Source organism: Pseudomonas serboccidentalis (assembly GCF_028830055.1).
Taxonomy (GTDB): Bacteria; Pseudomonadota; Gammaproteobacteria; order Pseudomonadales; family Pseudomonadaceae; genus Aquipseudomonas; species Aquipseudomonas serboccidentalis.
In genome coordinates this window covers 49,071-70,814 of the sequence record NZ_CP101655.1, presented here as the reverse complement: position 1 = coordinate 70,814, position 21,744 = coordinate 49,071, and the positions used below count along the sequence as shown (strand labels likewise).

The following is a 21,744-nucleotide window of genomic DNA, read 5'->3' as shown; positions in this document are numbered from 1 at the left end:
ATGTGAAAAAAGTCTTGAATAGCTCTTGTTACAAATTCCGCGGGACAAAATCCTTTCAGCTCTCGTGTTTGCGGCCGATACAGACCTGTTAACACCCTTGCTGGCTCAAAAAAACAACAATCTTCCAGCCTGACCGACGATCAAGTAGCTCTACGTTCCTGGAGGAATTGTGATGAATAGCTGGTTCGGCAACATCAGCGTGAACATGAAATTGGGCCTGGGCTTCGGCCTGGTCCTGGCCCTGACCTGCGTACTGGCTCTGACCGGCTGGACCAGCCTTGGCGGTCTGATCGACCGCAGCAACTGGATGAGCGACATCACCCAGCTCAACGCCGGCCTGACCAAGCTGCGCGTGGTTCGCCTGCAATATATGCTGACCAACGGCGACGAAACCGCCGCGCAGAACGTGCAGACCACCCTCGAAAGCTTTGCCGCGCAACAACAGGCGCTGATCAACAAGTTCAAGAGCCCGGAAAACGTCAAGCTGCTCAAGGAGCAGGCGGCGACCATCGCCGAATACCAGGCGTCGCTGAACAAGATGCGCAACGCCTACCGCACCGGTAACAGCGCGCGCGACGTGATGGGCACCAACGCCGACACCGCCTACGGCCTGATCGAAACGATCAGCAAGCGCGTGCAGCAGATGGACATGAGCGAACAGCGTTTCGAGCAGTTCCAGGCCATCACCGAGGCCAAGGAAGCGTTCATCCTGGCCCGCTATGAAGTGCGCGGCTACACCGCCACCACCAATGCTGAAACCGAGCAGAAAGCCGTCCGTCAGCTGGACGTGGCGATTGCCAGCCTCAAGCAACTGAACGTGCATTTCGCCGCGACCCAACAAGACGCCCTGCGTCAGTTGGAAACCGCCCTGACCAACTACCGCAGCGCGTTGCAGGCGTACAAAAACGCCAACAGCGAAGCGGTGCAGGCGCGTAAGGAGATGACCGATCAGGGCGCCGCCATCGTCACCACGAGCGAACAGCTGTACCAGATCCAGCTCGACCGTCGCGACATCGAGAGCGCTCAGGCGCGTACTTTCCAGTTGATCAGCACCCTGCTGGCGCTGTTGGTTGGTGTGATTGCCGCGGTGATCATCACCCGTCAGATCACCCGTCCGCTGCAAGACACCCTGGCCGTGGTCGAGCGTATTGCCAGCGGCGACCTGACCCAGAACGTCACGGTCACCCGCCGCGACGAACTCGGCGTGCTGCAACAAGGCATCGCACGCATGGGCGTCACCCTGCGCGACCTGATCAGCGGCATCCGCGACGGCGTCACCCAGATCGCCAGCGCTGCCGAAGAACTCTCGGCCGTGACCGAGCAGACCAGCGCCGGCGTGAACAGTCAGAAGGTCGAGACCGATCAGGTCGCCACCGCCATGCACGAGATGACTGCCACCGTGCAGGAAGTCGCGCGCAACGCCGAGGAAGCCTCGCAAGCCGCTGCCGCCGCTGACGGCGAAGCCCGTGAAGGCGACAAGGTGGTGAATGAAGCCATCGCGCAGATCGAGCGTCTGGCCAGCGAAGTGGTGCGTTCCACCGAAGCCATGAGCGTACTGCAACAGGAAAGCGACAAGATCGGCAGCGTCATGGACGTGATCAAGGCCGTGGCCGAACAGACCAACCTGCTGGCGCTCAACGCAGCCATTGAAGCGGCGCGCGCCGGTGAAGCCGGTCGTGGTTTTGCCGTGGTCGCCGACGAAGTCCGCGGCCTGGCCCAGCGCACACAGAAATCCACCGAAGAAATCGAAGGCCTGGTCGCCGGTCTGCAGAACGGCACCCAGCAAGTGGCGGCCGTGATGAACAACAGCCGCGCCCTGACCGACAGCAGCGTGGCCCTGACCCGCAAGGCCGGCGACTCCCTGGAAAACATCACCCGCACGGTGTCGAACATCCAGTCGATGAACCAGCAGATCGCCGCCGCTGCCGAACAGCAGAGCGCCGTGGCCGAAGAGATCAGCCGCAGCATCATCAATGTGCGCGACGTATCGGAACAGACCGCTGCGGCCAGTGACGAGACCGCCGCGTCCAGCGTTGAACTGGCGCGCCTGGGTGGTCAGTTGCAGCAGATGGTCAGCCACTTCCGCGTCTGACACTCGTTCAGCGCTGAAACATCAAACCAGTCGCGGGCTTGCCCGCGATTGTGTTGCCCCCCATCAATCGACATTTCGTACACCCATCCAGCCGTCTCCCTACTGCTCCGCTTCGATAGCCGTCGATAAGATCAACTCCTGCTCACCCACAGGAGATTGGTAAGACATGGATGTTTCGAAACCTTCACACCTGCAGCGACTGATTGATTTCAGGGGCAGTACACAAGACGCCAGAATCGATTTCGAGCTGGCGATGCAAGGCCTGAAAATAACCTCAGTCTTCGACATTGTGCGCCGCAGCAAAGAGCAGTTCATCCGCGAATGTGTGCTGTACAACGCCAGGGATGCCGAGCGCATCTATCACCGTGCCTGCAATCACGCCCGGCAGGTCGGGCGTCTGTATCAACAGCGGCAAATATCATCCGACAGTGCAAAGGGCCGTGAGCGCCGCAGTTCTGCTGCCGGCTCGACATCAGCCGTGACCTACCAGAACCTATTCAAGGAAAACTGGAAGCAATTCTGTGAAGAAGGCGATGTCGCGGCCATCGACTCACCCGTTGCCTATCTCAACGCCCTTTATCTGTTTGCCGGACAGCTGGAGAACACCTCCATACAGACAGACAGGATCACACTGGATAAACGACGTCCGGATATCCAGACCCTGCTGATGGATCATCAGAGCGCGTTCGTGGCACAGCCGATGCTCAACATCATCAATAATGTGTTGAGCAAAAACATCGAGACCTACCTGAGCCATCAGGCTGAAAGAACCAGCCTCCATCAGGCCCTGGCCAGCGCGCATTACCCGTTCTCGCTGCCTTACGACATCCATCATCAACAATGCCTTGCCGGCCTGGGCGTGGACAAACCCGCGCTGGGTGCCTTGAACTACCTCATCAGTCCGGCCCTGCCGTTTTCACCGGATAAAATCCAATACGGTTACATTGGAAAGTCGCGACTGCGCGCGCAAGAAATGCTCTGCGGCCTGAGCCCCGAGCAGCAGAAAATATTGCTCAAACCGCTCGCCTCCGATACTGACCATGCGGCGTTGAAAAAGGCATTTGGCGTCAGTCAGCTCGCGGGGCTGGAAGAGGTAAAGGCTTTCAAATCAAAAGCGGGGTTCACAAATGACCAACTCGACCAACTGTTGGCCCGAGGCAAACACAGCCCTTGCCAATCGCGCCATGAAACGAATCCTGCGGCTACTTACGCCACGGCATACATCAACGGGGATTCGTCAGGCACTCGCCTGACAATCACGAAAGGCAAAGACGGCGAGCTGCTGTTGAGTGACGGCTCAAAGCCACGCCTTGATCGCCTGCAGCGCATGATCCGACTGCAGCGCTGGGTGGCCATTCCCTTCGCTGAACTCGACACCCTGATCGTCAATGCCATGCGTTCGGAAGGCAATGTTTCGCGGGTGCTCAACCAGAACACCCTGCGCACTCTGGGCGTCTATCGGTACCTGGCGCAGCGTTACTCGATTGCTCCAGAGGAGTTCGCCGCTTTTTTGCACGATATGCCGACCCAGGCCTGCGGTGAACGAATGCCGTTGTTTGATCAGGTTTTCAACCACAGCGCGATATTCATCAATTCGCTGCAAGCGTCTTCTTCCAGGTCATTGGACAACGTGGACGCCAGTTCGCAGGTGATCTACAGCCAACTGAGCGCGGGGCTGACATTGACGCAGGACGAACTGATGGCGCTGATACAGCAGACCCGAACCTGTTTCCCCACGCTCAAGCAGGACTTGCCCTCGATCTCGTCACTCTATCGTCAGGCGCGGATTGCAAGGATGTTCGGCTTGTCGCCCAGGGAGTGCACATCGTTGGCGAAGCTCATCGGTGGGGAAACGTTCTACACGTTGCTGGTTCACGGAACCCTGTCTGCAACGCCCGCGGCAAACATCGACATCCTGGATGTGTTGATGGCCCTGGACTGGGCTGTCGAGTGGTTCAAACATACCCGGCACGACGTTCCATCAATCCAGCGAGTGCTGGATCCTGCGCCAGGCGACTGGACGTTCGATCAGTCGTTGCAAGATCGCCTGAGCGCCATCGCGCACCAGGCCGACGCCAATGCAGCGCAGCAAGTACGGCTGCTGGAGAACTTCCTGTATGAAATGACGGAAGTGCCCGCCTCGCACTTGCCCTGCGTACTGAAGCTGGCAGGGACTACCCATGCTCAGGTTTGGCAGAACCTCAAGTCCCCCGTCTCCGGTGGTGCAATGCCAGACTGGTTGCTCGATATTCTTCGCGCGGCCATTGCCTGCCGTGATCTGCAGCTGAGCAGCCGCACCCTCACCCGGTTACTGGACAAGCCCGAGTGGCTGGCATCCGGTAATACGCCGACGCTGACCCTGCAAAACGTTTACTTGCTCGAAAGCGTCAGCCATTGGGTCCATACCAGGGGACAGTCCGAAGAGAGTCTTCTGCACTTCCTTCAGCTCGCCCATCAAACCGAGCAAAACCTCTCACCGGCTGAACTCGACCAGATGCTGGCGCGGTTGCTCGACTGGACTGCCGATCAAGTTACGGTACTGATAAATGCCTCGGACGCCAGGGACGTGATGTCGATGGTGGTACTGGACTGGGTCATGCGCTGTCAGGCGTGCTGCAACGCCACCGGTCTGTCGGCAGCAACCTTGATCAAGGCCTGCGCATTGACGTCCGATAGCCCTGCAACGGATTGGCACACGGTGGGCGCAGCATTGATCGCTGCCCGCCACTGAGATTCTCCCTCGATATTCAAGGACCGAATATGACCATTGCTCTCAAGCAGCAGCTCGATGAAAGCCTGCGTGATGCCATGCTCGCTTACTGCCTGCACCACGTAATAGCCAACGACGCCACCGCCGCAAACCTCGACATCAAGACTGCGCAGGATCTCTACGATTACTGGTTGCTGGATGTACTGATCAGCCGAGATGTACCCACGACTGCGGTCGCGTGTGCAACTTCCAGTCTGCAACAGTACATCAACCGGATTCTGATGAATCTGGAACCCGGCTATGACTCAGTGGCATCGATGCCGGAACTCACTCGGGCATGGCAAGACGAATTGCACCAGTACTCGACATGGGCCGCTCATCAGCGCCTGGAGTATTTCCCTTCGACGTACCTGAACCCGGACCTGAGAACCAACAAGAGCGATAACTTCCGGCAACTGGAAAACGACCTCAGCCAGAACCGGATTCAACCCGACGCCGTGCAGGCTTGCGTACTGGCCTATCTCACCCGGTTCGAAGCCATCACCAACCTGAACATTCTCAATGGTTACATCGACGGCGAAAAATTTGCCGAGAGCACCTATTACCTCGTTGGCAAATCCCGCTCGGAGAACAGTTATTTCTGGTGTTCGTTGAACATGGCTGCACGGCCACTCGTCATGGATTCTTCGACACCCGCCGCACCTCAACCCAGACAGGATCAACCGGTCCCGTATGCCTGGTCGCAATGGCAGAAAGCTGACATTCCGATCCCTGAAAATGCCATTGAGCACACCATCCGCCCGGTGTGGTTCAACAATCGTCTGTTTATTGTCTGGGCTGAGCTGATCTTTCAGAACTCGGCGCAGGCCGGGGCGTCGTTATCCGGTAACAGCGCCACCCCCCCCAAAAACCCACTGGCGCGTCTGAACTTCTGCTTCCGCCGCCACGACGGCAATTGGAGCGCAGTGCGCACCCCCATAGAGGATCACATCGAGATTGGCAGCCTCGTGGACAAGTCCCCCGTTTCGCTAAAAAAACTGACAGACACCGTTGCGATCAATCACAAGGAAAACAATCAGGACTTCCTGTTCATTTCCCTGCAGGTCAAATCAGGCAACAACAATAACGTGACGCACCTCCTGGGCACGGACAGGTATATGGATAAAAACCTCTCCATTTACCTCGACCTCAGTCAGACCGAAAACACACAGCAGAAGCTGTTCCTGACCAATCAAATAAAAAAATTCACCGAGAAGACTGACTCGCGACTTTTTCAACATACAACGCGCGCGTCTGAGAAGTTCAAAGTCAACTACGGCGCAACCTACCTGTCGCCTAGGGCATCGTCGCAGATCAGAAAACTGCAGAATCATATCCTGTTACCCAAGGAACAGTTCGTGGAGGACAGCCTCAATCTGGACTTTCGATTCGCCGCTCTTCCAGAGGAAATATTGGGGCTGACATCAAGAACACTCAGCATCAAATTCGCAGATGCAGACCTGACGCTGGTTATTCCCCACACTCTACCCAGCACACCGTTTATGCCTTTGCTTCGTGGCTCGAGCCTCAAACATCCCAAGCTCATCTCGGGAGCCCTCTATGTGCTGGCGTTAGAAAGGGCTTGGGAAGTAAACGATACCGAAAGCACCAACCTCAGGTTCGCGCTCAAAGATCGAATCAACTCACTAAACTTTACCTTTGCAAACGATGGAGATCTTGAGAACAAGCTTATTTCGACGCTCGCCTTGAAGGCGTTGATTGGCTTCGCCGACCGTAACAACCCCGGACAGGTAGTTATTTACAGTCGCGACCGCGAGGCGCGCATTGTCGGTGCCCCTGCACATACGACCTTGCGCAGCAGCAGACTGAACGTGGAATTCGTCGTTGCCGAGTCCTCGACAGACACACCCTCAGATTTCACCGAAACTATCAAAGCCATCCCGCCGCCCCTCTCGGGCCAATCCAGTTTCAACTACAGCTGGAAAACATCGCAGCTCACTTCGAAACCAACATTCATCTTTTATGGGTTCAAGGTTAGCTCGCTTGATACAGAAGACGGTTTCCCGGTCTTCATTTGCAAAACCATAGAGCTCACGGAAAACACCACAAAGAACATTCCGCCGGCAATCAAAACCACGCCGGACCTGAACGGTGCGCAATACATCGACTTCTCCGGCTCTGCGATCGCCAGAAGCGACGACGACCAGCAAGCGCGTCAGCCGATAAGACTGACGACCACGTTTGCCGCCGAACTGATCAAACGCAGCGAAAACAGCCTCGATGAGCTGTTCTCCCTCGACACTCAACAGCTGTCGGAGCCGGCGATAAACGACGAGACACGCCAGACTCTCGACTTCCATGGACCCTATGGCCGTTATTTCACCGAATTGTTTCTTTACCTGCCGTGGCTGGTCGCTCATCGGCTGAACGCCGAAGAGCAATACGACGCAGCACATCGTTGGCTGGGCCATGTTTTTTCGCCTCGGCACCGACTTGCCGATTGCTGGCGCGCGATTCCATTACTCGACGCGCACGCCTCTGCCACCTACTCGGTTCAAGCGCCGCACGACCCTCATCAGATTGCCCTCAGCCACCCCGTACACTTTCGCAAGGCGCTGTATTTCCTGTATCTGGATATTCTGATCAATCGAGGTGACAGCGCATTTCGCGAGCGGACGCCCGACAGCCTCGCCCAAGCCAAACTCTGGTACATGCAGACCCTGGAGCTACTCGGGCAGCGTCCTGCGGTCGAGCTGGTCGACCAATGGAAGCCGGTTTCACTGCCAAAACTCAGTCAGGCCGGCAACGCAAAACTGCGCCGCTTCGAAAGTCTCCTGGACAACGTGGCGGGCAATGAAATCCAGCCTACTGAAGACATCCCCTCGGCCTCTACCCCCTCGGTTGACAACCCGCGTTGGCGCATCCCTTTCCATCCTCATCTGCTCCGACGTTGGGATATCGTCGAGAGTCGCTTGCATAACCTGCGGCATAACCTCGACATCGCCGGACGGCCTCTGCACCTGCCCCTCTATGCGCCCCCCAGCGATCCTCGGGGCTTGCTGACGGTGCGCGCCTACGCCAGCGCAGTCAGCGACAAAACCGGCAGGCAAGCGGTGCAGATCCCCCACTATCGCTTCAGTGCCATGTATGGCCAGGCGTTGAACGCCGTGGAGACCGTCATTCAGTCCGGAGCCATGTTGCTCTCATTGATTGAACGCAGGGAGCAGGCCCAATTGCAGGAAATGCAGCAAGAGCAGTTGTGGCGTCTGGCAGGTACGGCTGTTGATCTGCACAACCAGACACTACAGGCCGACCGGGCGAACAGAGAAGCGTTGCTGGCCAGCAAAGCCATCGTGCAGAAACGCCTGGAGCATTACCGCCAGTTGCTCGAGCAAAACGTCAACGCGCACGAATCCGCCGCCGGTGAACTGTATCTGCAAAGTGGCACCTTCGAAGAACTGGCCTCGGCCTCTCAAGCTGTTGCAGGGGGCATCATGTTGCTGCCCAACATCGCCGGTACAAGCTTTGGCGGCTGTCGTTTTGAAGGGACGGCACACGCCGCCAGCGCGCTCATGCAGGCCGGCGCCTCGAATGCACGGACACAGGCCGGTCAACGGGATCGATCCGCCCAGTTCCAGCGCCGCCGGGAAGAGTGGCTGCTGGCTCGTGAACAAGCAGAACTGGAAATTTCCCAGATCGACAAACAACTGCAATATCTGGGTGAAGTCGAAACCGGCACCCGTCTGCAATTGCGTCAGGCGGAAACGACCCTGAGTCAGGCCCGCGCGGTACACGAGTTTCTCGGCAAGCGCTTCAGCAACGCGCAAATGTACCAATGGCTGAACAGCCAGTTCAGCGCGATGTTCTTCCAGGCCTTCGACGCGACACTTGCGCTGTGCCAGGAAACGGAAGCCTGTTGGCGTTACGAAACCGCCGACTTCGATACTGGTTTTTTCCAGCGTGGTGTCTGGAACGCATCCTGCCGCGGCTTTGGCGCTGGAGAACAGTTGAAAGTGAGCCTGCTGCACATGCAGTCCGCCTACGTGCAGCGTCATCAGCGCGACCTGGAAATTCGCAAGACCCTGTCGTTGCGTACGCTCAAGCAACAGGACAGCAACAGTACAACGAACAAGGTGTGGGACGAGATTGCGAAGAGCCTGAAATCGGGAGTGTGTGATTTCGAACTGACGCAAGCCATGTTTGACAGCGACTACAAGGGCCAGAATCATTATTTGCGCCGCATCAAGACCCTCAGTATCTCCTTGCCGGCAGTGCTCGGCCCCTATGAGAACGTTCGCGCGACGCTGACCCAGACCTCAAGCCAGGTACATCTGGACACAACCATGACGCCGCAGATCATCGAGGGCCGGCGTGCCAATCAGCAGATTGCGTTGTCCGGCGGTGTCGATGACAGCGGCATGTTCACGTTGAACTTCAACGATGAACGTTATCTGCCTTTCGAATACACCGGCGCGATTTCCACATGGCGTCTGACCTTCCCGAACCCGCAGGCCCAGCAGCAACTGCTGACTTCGCTGAACGACATCATCGTGCACCTCTGCTACACCGCTCGGGCAGGTGCGGCATGAAGACCACGCAAAAGCCAATGGCCTTTTCCGCCCCGTCGCTGCCCAAGGGGGGCGGTGCCATTCAAAGTATCGGCAAGGGTCTCGCAGAGCTCGGTACTCACGGTACGGCTGGCTATGAGATTGCCTTGCCGATTTCTCCTGGTCGCGGTTTCTCTCCCGCCCTCTCCCTGAATTATGCAAGCAATGCCGGCAACGGCGTCTTCGGCATTGGCTGGGGCATTTCATTGCCTACCGTCGCTCGTCGTACCAGCAACGGCGTACCGGCCTATGAACCCGACGATGAAATCGCCGGGCCGGGCGACGATCTCTGGATGCCCGAACGCGATACCAAAGGGAACGTGATTCGCCAAACTGTCGATGCCTACAAGGATCTTCAGCTCGCAAACACCTATAGCGTCGTGCGCCACTTCCCGCGCGTGGAAAGCACGTTCGATCGAATCGAGCACTGGAGTTCAAATCAGGACACGCCTGGATTCTGGCTGGTCCACGGTGCCGACGGCAGCCTTCACCTGTATGGAAAAAGTGCCGACGCCCGACGGTCAGACCCGCAACAGCCAGAACGGGTCGGCGAGTGGTTGCTGGAAGAAAGCATGAATGCCCACGGCGAGCACATTCGCTATCAGTACGAGACCCGGCATGGCCAGTGCTATTTGCGGCGTATCCACTACGGCAACTTCGAGGCTCAGGCGAACTTATATGCATGGGCAACCTCAGGCACCGCTGATGTGCAGTGGCATTTCGAGTTGCTGTTCGATTACGGCGTCTTGAGTACCCGTCTGACCGAGAAACCCGTTCCTGTGCAAAAGGCCTGGCCGGAACGTAGCGACACGTTTTCAAGTTTTGCCTTTGGCTTCCAGTCAGACACCCGACACCTGTGCCGACAGGTATTGATGTATCACCATTTTCCCGAAGAAACCGGCACTGATCCGATGCTGGTCAGGCGCCTGTTGCTGGAGTATCGCCAATCGCCGCTCGGCTACCAGCAACTCAGCGCCGCCCACGACCAGGCCTTCGACGAATCCGCCAGGATCGACAGCCGCCCACCGGTCGAATTCGGCTACAGCGAATTCAAATGTCCTGATCCGGCGCAAGCCTGGCAACCGTTTGCTCATATGCACGGGCTCAACGACGGGCAGCACTATCAACTGCTTGACCTGTATGGCGAGGGAATGCCTGGCATCCTCTATTGCGCCGAGGAGGACTGGCACTACCGCGAGCCTTGTCGGGTCAAGGGTACAAGCGATGAAGTGGCTTACGCTCAGTGGCATTCTCTGCCGCGATTACCCGACCGCCACAATGCAGAACGCGGGCGAATGTCCCTGTGCGACCTGACAGGTGACGGTCGACTGGACTGGCTGATCGTAGAGCACGGGCTTGCGGGTTTCATGTCGCTGCAACCGGGTCGCGACTGGTCAGGGTTCGTCCCGTTTGATGCGTTTCCCTTAGAGTTTTCAAGCCCTCAGGGGCAACTGGCCGATGTGATGGGCAACGGCCCGAATGACTTCGCCCTGATCGGCCACCGCAGCGTGCGTCTGTATGCCAATCGACGAGCGCAAGGTTTTGCTCCGCCGCTGGACGTGCTCCGCGACGACGACGATGACGAATTGCCAGTGATCAGCACCTCATTGTCAGAACTGGTGGCATTCAGCGATGTGCTCGGCAGTGGTCAACAACACCTGTTACGCATTCGCCCCAACGAGGTGAAGTGCTGGCCAAACCTGAGCCGTGGGCGTTTCGGCAAAGGGATCGTACTGGGCAACCTGAACCTGAATGCTGAAACGTTCGACGCGTCGCGGCTGCGTCTGGCGGATCTTGATGGTTCTGGCGCCGTCGACGTGGTGTATCTGCGGGAAGATCAGCTCCAGATATTCATGAATCGTGGCGGCACCGGTTTTGCTCCCCCGGTATCGGTGCCCTGGCCGCAAGGCACCCGTTACGACAGTCGCTGCCAGGTCAGCGTGGCCGACTTGCAAGGTATCGGTTGTTCGAGCCTGATTTTCAGCGTCACTCAGGGTCAAACCCGGCATTGGCGCTATGACTTTGTCGCGCAGAAACCTTATTTGTTGACGAGCACGAACAACAACATGGGGCTTGCCGAACAGGTTCTGTATCGCAGCTCGGCACAAGAATGGCTGGACGAAAAGGAACAACTGCCCGACGAGGAACAAACGCCCGTCTGCCACGTGCCCTTTGCCATGCATCTGGTTTCGCAGCAGATACGTCTGGACGAGGTCAGCGGCAATCGGCTGACGCAGTGCTTCCGCTATCGGCAGGGCTACTATGACGGCATCGAGCGTCAGTTCCGAGGCTTCGGCCTGCTGGTGCAGACTGATCGGGAAATCGGTGAACACGCCGATTCGACCTCCGGTACAGCACCTTGTCTACTGAAGAAATGGTTTCATACCGGGCAATCGGTAATCCCCTCCCATCGCGGGTACGATCGCTCTGACAAAAATGCCCTGACACCCGGCAAGACGCTAGTCATCCGCCATACCCCCGAGGACGGCGACAAACCCGTTGAGGCAGCGAATGCCTGCAGCGAAACTGAACTCGCACGCGCCCTCGGCGGGCGTCTGTTGCGCACGGAACTGTTCGGGGCAGACTCACAATCCAACCCCACGACACTCTATCGCGTCGAGCAGTACCGCTACGCCGTTCGAGTCCTGCAACCTGCCGTGCATCCCCAGCGGCACGCCAGGCTGCTGCCGCTGGCGTGCGAAGCCGTGTCATATCAGTACGATGGTTTCACCGACGACCCGCAAGTCGTGCATACCTTCAATCTGCAGCACGACGCCTTTGGCTGCGTCACTCACTGCGTCAAGGTCCACTACGCCCGGCGCCTGACCACCGGCGATACCTCGCCCTTTACCGACGCTGACGAAAAACAGTGGTGGCTCGATGCTCATGATCCGGCTCAACAGCACTTTTATGTGAGCGAGACACTGGCCGAGTTCATTCATCTGGAAGAGCCCCAGGGGTGGCGTCCAGCTCTGCCCTGGCGACAGCGAACGAACGCGCTGAAGTTCTCCGCAGTTCCTCTGGATGGCGGGCTGCAGGCGGCAGACATGAGTCTCGAAAAGCTTCTGGAGCGGGTCAAGACAGACGCTTGGGTGAACGGCCGCGCGCTCACTTCAATGACCGCTCAACGCTATCGCGACAGCAAGACAGGCGCGGTTCTGGCTGATGGTGTCGCGCATTTTGAAGCGTTGGTCGATCATCTCGAATCGGCCGAACTGGATGAAGACGCTCTCGGCGCCTTCGATGTATTGGTGGAAAAAGATCGCCCTGGAAAAACCATGCTTGAGGCCAGCGGTTATCACCGCATGGCGTTTTTCTTGCCGTCATCGGCGTCAGGTTCAACCGTCTGGTCGGTCAAGAGTGGCTTCCAGACCTATTCTGGTCTGGCGGGCTTTTATCGGGCAATAACCCAGCAGACGCATAAAAGCGTCGGGGTCACCGAAATCACCTACGACGCCTACTGGTGCTTGCCGACGCAGTTCAAATTGCCTGATGGCTGCAGCACTCACGTCACTTACAACTATCGAACCTTTCAGCCCAGGCAAATCACCGACCCGAACGGCAACATCGAGGAAGGTATTTTTGATGGCTTTGGCCAGATGCTCGTCAGAAGCTTCTATCGGAAAAAAGATCAGACCCTCATCGGCTTCAAACCCGTCGCCGAGTACCGGCAACCGGTTTCAAGCGATCCGGCCAGCGTTATCGAAAACCCACAAGAGGCACTGCAAGGCATGGCCAGCGCGATGTTTTACGCCCCCTGTGGCTGGATGGGCCGATTGTCCGCCGAAGCCCGGGCGGATAAGGCGTGGTTCAAGCGCTGTGTGACCCGTCAGGACGTCCTGCCAGACGGGCATGTCCGCGCAGCGACCCGATCGCGTCTGACGACGGCGCAGAGCCGAAATGCCGATGAGGAAAAACTGTACCGGGAACTCCTCATCTCGACCCGGACACCTGTGCGAATTCTTTGCCTGTCCGCCGATCGGTTTGCCGATGACGACGCTGCCCGACAGATCCGGATGAACCTGACTGACCTCGACGGATCTGGACGTACGCTGCAGCGCGTACAGAAAGTTGAACCCGGCCCTGCGTATGTCATCGATGAGCAGGGCCGGCCGTCCCTCGAGGGAGGAAAAACAAAAGAGGCCTTCGCCCCCCAACGATGGAAGGTCAGCGGGCGCGTCGAATACAACAACAAAGGTTTGCCGGTGCGAACCTGTCGAGCGTTTTTTGCCGACCGGCATCACGGCCTCGACCATACGTTTGCGGGCACCCCGGATACTTGCGACGAACATCACTACGACGCCTTGAATCGCCTGACTCAGGTACGCCTGGCCAATTCGAACGGTGAAGTCTGGCTGCACAGGACGACGCGCCACCCCTGGTACACCGTCGAAGAAGACGCGAACGACACTTTCGATGAAATGTCAGCCACTCCGGCGGGTTCGACGGGAGATGCAGCATGAGCAAAGGGATTCACGCCAGGACGCCGACAGTCAATGCCATCGATAGCCGCGGGCTGAGCGTGCGACACATTGACTATTACCGATGCAAGGCCGAAGAGCGCGCACAGGCACGTATCACTTCATCACACCACGACACCGCCGCACGCTGTTCGCAACAATGGGATGCGGGGCAAACCAGCACGTCCATGCCCCCCGGGCTGACCAGCATCAAGAGCTTTTCCGGCCAGGTGCTGCGGCTGCACAGTGCCGATGCCGGCTGGCGTTTGAGCTTTCCCGGCGAAGCCGGCCAGTTGCTTGAGCAATGGGATTCGCTCGGAGGGCACTGGAAGACAGCTTTCGATCACGAGCTACGCCCGGTCTCCATCACCCAGGCCTCACCGCAACAGCCCGCCCGTGTCATCGAGCGCCTGAGTTACGGCGACAACTCACCTGCCTGCGCAGCACTCAACCAGTGCGGTGAATTGATCAGACACGATGACGACGCAGGCACGCTGCTGATCGACGAATACACCTTCGGCTCGCAACCTATCCGTCAGACGCGGCACTTTCTGTGCAGCGAGACCCCCGTGGACTGGCCGCTGGAGCAGGCGCAGCGCAATCTGTTGCACGAGGCAGGCCCCGGCTACCAGACCCATTGGCGCTATGACGCGGACGGTGCGGTCATCAGGCAAACCGATGCGGGACACCATCAGCATTGCTTTGCATTCGACGTTGCCGGGCAGCTCAAATCCGTCAGTCTGAAACTCAACGCCAGCCTTGAAGAAATAACGCTGGCAAAGGCGTTCGTCTACAACGCGGCCGGACAGCTGGAGTCGCAGACCTCGGGCAATGGCGTCATCAGCAACGCCACGTTCGACCCGGCCAACGGCCGGCTGCGCTCACTGACCGCCACGGCATCGGGCACCACGTTGCAGGACCTGCATTACCAGTACGATGCGGTCGGCAACGTGATGCAAATCGAAGACAAAGCTCAAAGCGCCAGGTTCGGCAACAATCAAAAGGTCGAAGCCATCAGCCGCTTCACTTACGACAGCCTCTCCCGGTTGACCCGTGCCAGCGGGCGCGAAGCGGCCAGTCACTTGGCTCCCTTACAGCTGGCTACCTCGCCCGCAATCCCGATCGACGCCAGCCAGTTGTTCAACTACACCCGACACTACGACTACGACAGCCGCGGTAACCTGATCAAACTGCAGCATGTTCGCGAGGGCCATCAATACACCCGAACCCTGAGCATTGCCGGCGACAGCAACCGGATGCTCTCCTGGAATCAGGGGGACAACCGGCCCGATGCGGCCGCCACTTTCGACGCCAACGGCAATCTGCAAAACCTGCAACCCGGAAAAAGCCTGCAATGGAATCCACGCAACCAATTGAGCAGCGTCGTACTGGTGCAACGCGAAGATGGCCGAAATGACCATGAGCGTTACCACTACGACAGCAGTGGTCAGCGAGTACGAAAGATCCATACGACTTACACCTCTTCGGTAACTCATAACCGTGAAGTGCGTTATTTACCGGGGATTGAAATCAATAGCAGCACAGGCCAGCGACTCGAAACCATCAACATACAAACCGGTCGGGGAACCGTTCGGTGTCTGCACTGGCGTGAAGGTCAGCCCGCCGGGATCGAGACCGATCAGCTGCGATACAACCTTGAAGACCATCTCGGCTCAAGCACGCTGGAGCTGGACAATCAGGCCTTGCTGATCAGCCAGGAAGAATACTTTCCCTTTGGCGGTACGGCGTGGTCCGCAAACCGCTCTGCGGTGCAAGCCCGTTACCGGACCCTGCGCTACTGCGGCAAGGAACGCGACGCCAGCGGGCTGTATTACTACGGTGCGCGCTATTACGCCCCCTGGCTGCAACGCTGGATCAGCCCCGACCCGGCGGGGGCCATTGATGGACTGAACCTGTACGTCATGGTCGGGAACAATCCGCTGCGCTACACCGATCGTCACGGCAACCAAAAGGAAGAATCCAGCTTGCGCCAGGAACTGGCGACTTACCCGAGCATTTTGTCCGAAGTGAACAAACGGGTCGGCACGCTGAACTACCAGCTCTACAACAGCACGCGAAAAAGGGACATCATCAAAAGGCTGTTTCAACGTTACGCCTACAACGCCGGCAGGCACATCCTGGCGCTGGGGGCAGGCTTGCTGGCCTTGCCAACGGGGCCCGGCGGAGCCGTCATCGCGACCGTCGCCACCTCGTTGTCGATCGATGCTGCGGCAGGAAAAGCCGAAGCGACCCGCCATCTAACCGTTGCTCTATACCCTCAAACCCGACGGCTGGATCCCGAAGAGATAAAGCATGAAGGACAAACCGCCTTCTATAACGTAACGGCCAAACTGCAGTATGCAAAAGACGTGACGTTGAACCCCCGATCCGAAACCGGACAGAAAAACCTGTCGGTGATGGCTACCGGTTTCCTTCTGACGAAAGTGCTGGAGGTCAAAGGCGCGTGGATTCCCAACTTCGAAGCCTCCACCCAGGCCACTAAAGCGCTGGATGGCCTGCCCGGACAAAAGATCGAGCGAATGAACAACGCACTGGCCCGACTCGATGACTTTCTGGAACAGGACAGCCATGCCATCAACGCTGCATTCGATGCATTGGGCGTGGATGAGTTCTACCCCGAAGGGCTCAAGGGGCGACTGGGACAAGCCACTGATCGAGCGGCTGATGCCGTGGGCGTTGATAGCTCGAACCTCATCAGTCGGACATCACTGCAGCGCGACATCGCCGTCTCGCGAGCCACGATACAGCGGGGACGAGAACTGCTGTTCAGACACAATGAGCGCAACAAATCACAAGGGCGTTTCTTCGTATGAAGGCCGCGAGCCAGGCCTGTCGGGAGACGACAGGCCTGGCTCGCCACGAACACGGCCCAGCCTCACCGCGTCCCGCGTTGGCGCAACGCCGACGGCATGAAATACGCGTCTTCCGGCACCGGCTGCGAGAAATCCACGGTGGAGGCTTCTTCGTTGTCGAGGTTCTGCACGTAGTAACGCCGCGCCTGCAAATCGTGGAACACGTCCAGCGCGCTCCAGGTGGTCGGCAGGTCGTAGAAGTTTTTCAGGTAGGCCATCGACACCCGCCACAACTCCCCTCGCCCGTCGTATTGATCGACCAGTGCCGCGCCCCAGCTGTCCTCGTCGAGAAACAGCACACGTTTGGAATAGATATGCCGCGCGCCCGGCTTGAGGTTGCCTTCGACCACCCACACGCGGTGCAGCTCATAGCGGGTGAACTGCGGGTTGAGATGGCCCGGGGTGAGCAGTTGCGCGTACTTCACATCGGGGCTGCCGACCTTGTAATTGTTGTAGGGGATATAGATTTCCTGCTTGCCCTTGAGCGTCCAGTCGTAGCGGTCTGGCGAGCCATTGAACAGGTCGGTGTCGTCGGCGGTGCGCAGGCCATCGGACGAGGCGATCGGCGTGTCATACGCAAGGTTCGGCGCACGGCGCACGCGGCGTTGGCCAGCGTCGTAGACCCAGGCCTGACGCGGATCCTTGAGCTGGTCGAGCATCTCGTGCACCAGCGCCGCACCGCCGGCCAGCCGCGCCGGACTTTTCACGAAGGCGAGGTAGTAGAACAGGATGTTTTTCAGGTCAGCGTACTGCCCGCCCAGACGATAGAAATTGAACAGTGCTTCCTGCTGCGAGGTGACCAGCGCAAAGCTGCCGTTGCGCTGCACCGGGGCTTCGGACGCGCGGCGCACCACGTAGATGCCGCGATAACGGGTGATGTGGTTCCACAACACCTCGACGCCATCCTTGGGCACCGGGAACGGCACACCGCCGTAGGCATCGGCGAATCCGCTGCCACCCTCCAGCAGCTTGGCCGAGGTCGCGTTCTTCAAGGTGTTGTCATACAGCCACTGCGGCGCCGACCCCGAACGACGCGACGGATAGACCGGCATCTGGAACGTGTCGGGGTAGCTGTTGAACAGCGCGATCTGCCCGGGACTCAGGTGCGCCTTGTACTGCTCCAGATTGGCCTTGGTGATGGTGAACAGCGGCTTGTCCGCGGCGTACGGGTCCGGGTGATGTTGCCCCGGTTTGTAGCCGGCCGGCGCCTGGGTGATGCCACCGGTCCAGGCCGGGATGGAGCCGGCAGCGTTGCCCGCACGCTCCGCGCCCATGGGCGTGAGGGTGGTTTTCAGTTGTTCGGCTTGTTGCGGGGTGATGGCGGCGAGTGCGCTGCCAGCGGTCAGGCCCAGAACAAGCGCCAGCATGGTTTTGCTGAATCGTGATGAGTAAAACATGATCGATCTCCGAGATGGGAGTGAGGTCTGAAAATCACCGAAAGTCCGTTGTAGGAGTGAGCCTGCTCGCGATAGCGGTGTGTCAGACAACCTCTACTGCGACTGAAAATCCGCTATCGCGAGCAGGCTCACTCCTACAAGGGGTGCGCCTGTGTTCTGGCTATCAAAGGAAGTACTTGAGGTTGAACCCGACGTTGTCGCGGTCGCGAATGCCGTTGTTCTGCCCGCCGCCCCAGAAGTTGGTGTATTGCACCTCGGCCTCGAGCTTGTTCTGGTAGTTGGCCTTGATCCCCAGGGTGTAGGCCTTGCGCCCTTCGATGGTGTTGCCGGCCTGATAGCTGTTGCCCTTGAAGTCGTCCTTGTAGACGACGTAGGGCGAAACGTTGACCCCGGCGTACACATCGTTCCAGGTGCCGTTGAACATCACCGTGTAGCTGTAGGAATTGCGGTTGACCTGATCATCGCGATCACCGCCGGACACATAAGAGGTGTTGCCGGTGCCGGCGTAATACCGCGTGCTGCCGTCGTAGGCGGTGTATTGCAGGCTGCTGCCGCGCAGGTGCTCGGAGGCCAGTTCGAAGATGCCGAACATCGAGTCGAACGACAGCGTCGGGCCGAAGTTGTAGATGCTGCCCAACGAAGTATTGAACGCCTCGACGCGTTCGGCGTTGTTGATCTCGCTGTCGAGGGTGACCATCTGCCCGCCGACGTTGATCGCTTTGCCGGTCACTGCAGTCGCAGCACCGTTGGCCAGGTCACCGATCAAATCGTTGGTGGCAGCCACACCAATCGGCAGGTTCGGCCGATAGGCAATTTCGCCGAATACCGAAGCCTGGCCCAGGGTGGTGTTGAAGCTGAAGCCGTACATGCGGATGTCTTCGGCATAACGCCGATGCGCCTGGATGTTGCCCATCACATCGGCGGTGGCCAGACCGTTGGCCAGCGCCCCGGCCTGACTGCCAGCCACGCTGGACAGCATGTTGGTCAGGGCATTCATGTCGATGCCCTTGTAGCCACCGAGGTCAGCGGCGATGGTCGGTTCCTTGGCGTGGTAGTTGACCATGTACAGGCCGAACTCGGTGCTGTTGAGTTCTTCGGCGATGTAGCGGAAGGCAAAGCCGAACTGCCCGTCGTTGCGCGCGTTGTAGTCCTTGCCGATCGACGCCACTTTCAGCGTATTGCCGTAGGCCGGGGTCACGCCGTTGGCGTAGAGGCCGGTGCTTTTCAACGCCGGGCCGAGCAACGGGTTGTTGCCCAGCGCGCTGTACAGGCCGATGACGTTGCCGAAGCCCGGCACCGGGGTGTCGAGCGCCGTGCCGCTGAAGTTGTTGTAACCGGTGTTACCGCCATCGGCGAACAGGTCGGTCTGCGAATAGAAGGTGCCGACCGGGTCGATGCGGGTTTCCTTCCAGTTGGTCTGGTAGAAGCTTTCCATCGTCAGCGAATCCGTGAGGCCGATGTTGAAGCTCACGGCCTCCACCGGCATCAGCACTTCCTTGACCTCGGCGCCCGGCAAACGGTACTTGGCGGCGTCCACCGGGTTGGTGGTGTTGATCCCGCCGCGATAGAAAATCCCCTCGCCCCAGTTGAACACCTGACGCCCGAGCCGCGCGGTCACCGGCATCTGCGCCACGTCCCAGTTGCCGTAGACATAGGCATCGAGCATCTCGATCCGGCTGCCGGCGATGTCGCGGGTCTGGCGGGTGAAGCGGTCGTCCTGCGGGTAGCTCTGGCTCGGCTGCGACGGGTTGTTGTTGCGGTAGTAATCGTTGCGCTTGTCCATCAGTTGGGTGTCGTAGAACGCGGTGCCGCGCAGGAACATCCCGTAGTTCTGATAGTTGGCTTCCAGCTCCGAGGTGATCTTGTACACCTCGGAAACCAGCCCGGTGTCGAAGTTGCGATTGCCGTCGTTGGTGTTGACGTCATCGTTGTTCTTGTCGCGACCCTGCACCCGCCACAAACGGCCATAGGACAAGGTCGTGTCGATCGAGCCGGTGACCTGATTGTCCAGCACACTGAACTCCTTGGCCTGCACGCCATCGACGGCGCACAGTTGCAGCAGCCCTGCCAGACCGACGCCGGGGAGCGCTACGCCAGACAGGCGAAATCGAGCTTTCATGATCTGTTCCTCTTTCCCTGGTTTTATTGTTGTGGGGTGCATTACCGCTATGGCCGGGGCGCCAGTGCGGCGCTGACATAAATCCGGCTGTGCGCGCCGAAATGCCCGAGCAACTTGAACAACTGCTGATTGAGCGCCGGATGCTCGAACGTCTCGCGCTGCAGTTGGTTGCCGCGGCTGAAATCGCTGGTCGCCGGCGCCTTCTCCAGCCATTGGCCGATGGCGTCATCGAACGCGGCGGAATCGTCCACCGACTCGGCGCTGACCACCTCGCGCAGGTAGTCCACCGAGTAGGCTGGATAACGTTTGTCCTCGGCCACATCGGCGTAGGCCGCGAGCATCGGATGCGGCTGACCGGCACGCAGCACGCGACGCAGCCAGGTCGCCTGGTACTTCTCGATTTCCATATGGCGGGTGGCGACGCGTTCGATGGAGGCTTGCTTGTCATCCGCAAAACCGGCCAGCGCCTTGCCCTCCAATAACAACAGACTCGGCAGCTCGACCCCGGGCAATGGCTTGGCGTGATACGGCTGGGTCAGGTCCTGCACGTGGTGCACGCCCCACCCGAGAAAGCGGTAGCCCCAGTAAGAATGGCCAGTGGCGAACGCCAGTCGCGCCAGCCCCATGTACTGATAGGCGCGCCAGTCCGGCCAGCTGCGCTGAAGAAATCCGGCGGCGGCATACACCACCGCGCTCTCATGGAAGAAGCCCATGTGGAACGGCGCCTGCGAGCTGTACTGAAAGCGCTCATCGCCGAACGGCTGCGGGCCGAAGCCGTACAACGCGCCGACCTCGCCGGGGTTGTCGCTGAACAGGTTGATGTCGTGACCGTAATCCGGCTCATCGGCAGCGCTCGCCACCACCGCCAGCGGCGCTAAGGTCTCGCCGTCGGCCAGACGAATGAAGCGCTGGCGATTCCACGGCGAAAGCGTCTGCTCGACCATCACCTGATCGGCCGGCAGGTGTTCACGCTCGGGCAGGTCCTGACCCGGCAGCGGCTGAATGACCATCGCCAGATGAATGCGCGGATTGAGCCGCAGCGCGGTGAAAAAGTCGTGGCGCAAATTGTCGCCCGGCACGGCGGGCAACTTCAGATTGTCGGGGCGCGGCGGGTACTGGGCGAAGTGTTCACGAGCGAAGCTTTCCTGTTGCTCCAGCAGCGCCACCACGGCCGGATACTGCTCGGTGAGAAAGCGCTCCAGCGGCTCGACCGCAACCGGTGGCGCATCGCGCAGGGCCGGCAGCGCCTGCAACGCCAGATAGCTGCCCACCGTGTGATTCGACCAGCCCCACGCCGCCGGGGCCATTGCACAAAGCAGCAACAGGAGAAAGGTCAGCTTCATTGCTTTTAGTTCTTATTGGAGGTGCTGTGGGGGTTGAGCCTAACAACCGCCCCCGGCGCTGACACTGTCCAATCTCACCAGAAAAAGTCTCCGATAGCGCCATTTCAGGATCACCACGAATCTCCTGTAGGAGCTGCCGAAGG

8 protein-coding genes and 1 pseudogene are annotated in these 21,744 nt (G+C 59.1%); 6 read left to right on the top strand and 3 right to left on the bottom strand.

Going from position 1 to position 21,744, the window contains the following annotated elements; all coding sequences use genetic code 11:
• Positions 1 to 172 precede the first annotated feature (172 nt).
• The 6 genes and pseudogenes from NN484_RS27270 to NN484_RS00215 form a co-directional block, all read left to right on the top strand.
• Positions 173 to 1,234 (top strand): annotated as a pseudogene (locus NN484_RS27270) (methyl-accepting chemotaxis protein); the annotation flags it as partial.
• Positions 1,229 to 2,092: a methyl-accepting chemotaxis protein gene (locus NN484_RS27265; protein ID WP_371260362.1), complete on the top strand. Its 864-nt coding sequence runs from the start codon at positions 1,229 to 1,231 to the stop codon at positions 2,090 to 2,092. The pseudogene NN484_RS27270 and the gene NN484_RS27265, both read left to right, overlap by 6 nt.
• 166 nt (positions 2,093 to 2,258) lie before the next feature.
• Positions 2,259 to 4,823 (top strand): Tc toxin subunit A, encoded by a 2,565-nt coding sequence (locus NN484_RS00230; RefSeq protein WP_274658395.1) that lies wholly within the window; start codon positions 2,259 to 2,261, stop codon positions 4,821 to 4,823.
• A gap of 29 nt (positions 4,824 to 4,852) precedes the next feature.
• Positions 4,853 to 9,391 (top strand): Tc toxin subunit A-related protein, encoded by a 4,539-nt coding sequence (locus NN484_RS00225; RefSeq protein WP_274658394.1) that lies wholly within the window; start codon positions 4,853 to 4,855, stop codon positions 9,389 to 9,391.
• Entirely contained in the window at positions 9,388 to 13,872 is a 4,485-nt protein-coding gene (locus NN484_RS00220) for a SpvB/TcaC N-terminal domain-containing protein (protein ID WP_274658393.1), read from the top strand. The genes NN484_RS00225 and NN484_RS00220 overlap by 4 nt, the downstream gene beginning before the upstream one ends.
• Positions 13,869 to 16,703, top strand: coding sequence for an RHS repeat domain-containing protein (locus NN484_RS00215; protein ID WP_274658392.1), 2,835 nt, complete (start codon positions 13,869 to 13,871; stop codon positions 16,701 to 16,703). The genes NN484_RS00220 and NN484_RS00215 overlap by 4 nt, the downstream gene beginning before the upstream one ends.
• 62 nt (positions 16,704 to 16,765) lie before the next feature.
• Here the strand turns inward: NN484_RS00215 and NN484_RS00210 are convergent, their stop codons facing one another.
• From NN484_RS00210 to NN484_RS00200, 3 genes are all read right to left on the bottom strand, one after another.
• Positions 16,766 to 18,139 carry a DUF1329 domain-containing protein gene (locus NN484_RS00210; RefSeq protein ID WP_274658391.1) on the bottom strand — a complete coding sequence of 458 codons (1,374 nt, stop codon included), beginning with the start codon at positions 18,137 to 18,139 and terminating at the stop codon, positions 16,766 to 16,768.
• 163 nt (positions 18,140 to 18,302) lie between these two features.
• On the bottom strand, positions 18,303 to 20,258 hold the full coding sequence (locus NN484_RS00205) for a DUF1302 domain-containing protein (RefSeq protein WP_274658390.1): 1,956 nt from the start codon (positions 20,256 to 20,258) through the stop codon (positions 18,303 to 18,305).
• Positions 20,259 to 20,305: 47 nt separating this feature from the next.
• Positions 20,306 to 21,601, bottom strand: coding sequence for a phospholipase C/P1 nuclease family protein (locus tag NN484_RS00200; protein ID WP_274658389.1), 1,296 nt, complete (start codon positions 21,599 to 21,601; stop codon positions 20,306 to 20,308).
• Between the last annotated feature and the right edge of the window lie 143 nt (positions 21,602 to 21,744).